Here is a 2,148-nt window from a genome sequence, read left to right as displayed (position 1 = left end):
TCAAGCATACCGAGCTGGGACCGGAGGGCGTTTACCGCTATTATTCCACCCAGCGGCCCGTGGACATAGGAACTTACCCGAAGCCGCCGGATAACCAGCCTCTTTCCATCGTCAACTACGATGACGACAGGCGGCGTCCTGTGGCAGACGGCAGGCTGATGGCATGGGGCGAACTGACCTACGCAAAGCCGCTGACCGAAAAGCAGATGGAGGATTATGAACTGAAACCAGCACCGGGCAATCCTGACCGGGTGCGCCCATCCATTACCGCCCGGCTCAAAGAAGGAACCAGAGGGCAGGAACCCCCGAAGGAGCCCGGCCAGAAGCGGAGCCATAAAAACCATGAGGAACGATAAAGGAGGATCGCCATGCACGAAAAAGACAACTATCTGAAAACCGCCGAGCTCTCCACGGAGCAGAACTGCAACATGATCGACGGCGTACCCAACAACACGCCTATCCCACCCACGCCCCCGGAGTTGGACGCAAAACCGCTTGATAAGGTAAAGGAGCCCAAAGAGCGCCGGAAAGGCCGGGAGTTGGAACGCTGATGGAGAACCGCAAGCGGAATGTCCATCTGCACGTTATGGTAACGCCGGACGAGCTGGCAGCCATCCATGAACGGATGGCTGAGGCGGGCATTTCCAACGCCGGGGCTTATGTACGGAAAATGGCTCTGAACGGGTATATCCTGCACATCGATCTTACGCCCGTAAAAGAGCTGATCTCTCTGCAACGGCGCTGTTCCAACAATCTCAATCAGGTCGCCGTACACGCACACACCTATGGCGTGTACCCGGAGGAAATCGACGGATTGAAGCGGGACTATGAAAAGCTGTGGGGCGAGGTGTCAAAGGTGCTGCGGGAGCTTTCCGAGCTGGTGGCAAAGTAAGACGAGGGCGGCAGGTTCCGATGTTGGGACCTGCCGCCTTGTTCTTTTTACCATCTATATCTATGTTTCCGAAAATGTAATTCCCGAAGTCCAGCCTCTTTACAAATAGACGATAGAATTTTTAGTATTTCTTCTCGTGTAGAATTAAGCCATTCAGCAAGCTCACGATCATAGAAACAATAAGCGACATCTTCGCCTGTGCCATATGTCGAATAGGCTTTTTCCTTTTTGGCTATTTTCAATCGTCTGCGAATTGCTGTTAGCATATCAGTGATAGTATAGAGTTTTTCTCTCCATAAAGAGTTTTGGATAGAAGATTTTCCATCAGCCTGTTTTAATATGGAGCCATCACGAGTTCTTAGTACCCCTGTATTCAAGGCAATTAGCGTATCTTCAATCGCTTTATCAAAATCCTCCATTCGACCTTCTTGATAAATGTCATCTTGAAAGGCTGGACGATCAAAGCACTCCAAATAAAATTGGACAAGCTCTTTATCTTTTTCAAAGGCAGGTGTGGAAGAAGTAGTTTCGACTTCCAAAATTGCTGTCTGTTCTGCAAGCTGCTTCCAACTTTGTAGCAGTTCTTTAGGATAACGAGTAATATCCGTATCAATCAATTTAGAACAAGACTGGCATAACCAAATTCCATTTTCAAACGACTTTCTTTCCTCGGGTGTCATAGAAGCGTCATAGCGTGGACCGCCTTGAGCCGCTGCACAGATATGAGCTGCTACCCCTATATTTGTAATTTTTTCAGGATTGGTATTTGCCCCACAAGTCAACTTTCGGCAAGCAGGATTACTACATCTTCTACCAACCCGATTTGCCAGTAATTCCTTTGTTGCTGAAGTAAAGTCGTCTCTGCTGTTCCCCATGTTCATCACCTCGTCTAACCAAAATATTGATTTCATTATATCATAACTTTTTAGATAAAACCATCAAGCTTCGGGCCAGCATGACCCGAAGTTTTAGGACAGGATTTACTAATCTTTCGCAACATTTATGTCCCCGGGCAGGCATGATAAAATAGAGGTAGAAAGGATAGATAAAGGAGGTTTTGAAAATGAAGATACTGCTGAAAATATTGGTTGCTCCCTTTGCTTTGGCGCTGTCCCTTCTGGCGGCTCTGCTGGTGTTTCTGTTTGAGATTTGTGCCGTCCTGCTGACGATTGCCTCTGTGATCCTGGCGGTGCTGGGTGTCGCTCTCTTTTTCACGCCGACGCCCATAGGCGGGATTGTATTTCTGTTTCTTGCCT

Annotated in this window: 4 protein-coding genes and 1 pseudogene; 4 read left to right on the top strand and 1 reads right to left on the bottom strand. The window is 48.3% G+C overall.

Annotated features, from left to right (window positions below; all coding sequences use genetic code 11):
- The 3 genes and pseudogenes from DW965_RS18580 to DW965_RS18570 form a co-directional block, all read left to right on the top strand.
- Positions 1-356, top strand: a pseudogene (locus DW965_RS18580) (hypothetical protein); the annotation flags it as partial.
- 12 nt (positions 357-368) lie between these two features.
- Positions 369-551: a DUF4316 domain-containing protein gene (locus DW965_RS18575; RefSeq protein ID WP_003500078.1), complete on the top strand. Its 183-nt coding sequence runs from the start codon at positions 369-371 to the stop codon at positions 549-551.
- On the top strand, positions 551-892 hold the full coding sequence (locus tag DW965_RS18570; RefSeq protein ID WP_005927607.1) for a plasmid mobilization protein: 342 nt from the start codon (positions 551-553) through the stop codon (positions 890-892). The genes DW965_RS18575 and DW965_RS18570 overlap by 1 nt, the downstream gene beginning before the upstream one ends.
- A 47-nt stretch (positions 893-939) precedes the next feature.
- Here the strand turns inward: DW965_RS18570 and DW965_RS18565 are convergent, their stop codons facing one another.
- Positions 940-1,767 carry an HNH endonuclease gene (locus DW965_RS18565; protein ID WP_199681687.1) on the bottom strand — a complete coding sequence of 276 codons (828 nt, stop codon included), beginning with the start codon at positions 1,765-1,767 and terminating at the stop codon, positions 940-942.
- Between the two features lie 188 nt (positions 1,768-1,955).
- Between DW965_RS18565 and DW965_RS18560 the strand changes: the two genes are divergently transcribed.
- Positions 1,956-2,148: hypothetical protein (locus DW965_RS18560; protein ID WP_119198672.1), on the top strand; the 193-nt coding region annotated here is incomplete at its 3' end.

It is taken from the genome of Blautia sp. AM47-4 (assembly GCF_003479865.1).
In the GTDB taxonomy this organism is placed as follows: Bacteria; Bacillota; Clostridia; order Lachnospirales; family Lachnospiraceae; genus Fusicatenibacter; species Fusicatenibacter saccharivorans.
This window is presented reverse-complemented; position numbering and strand designations above follow the sequence as displayed.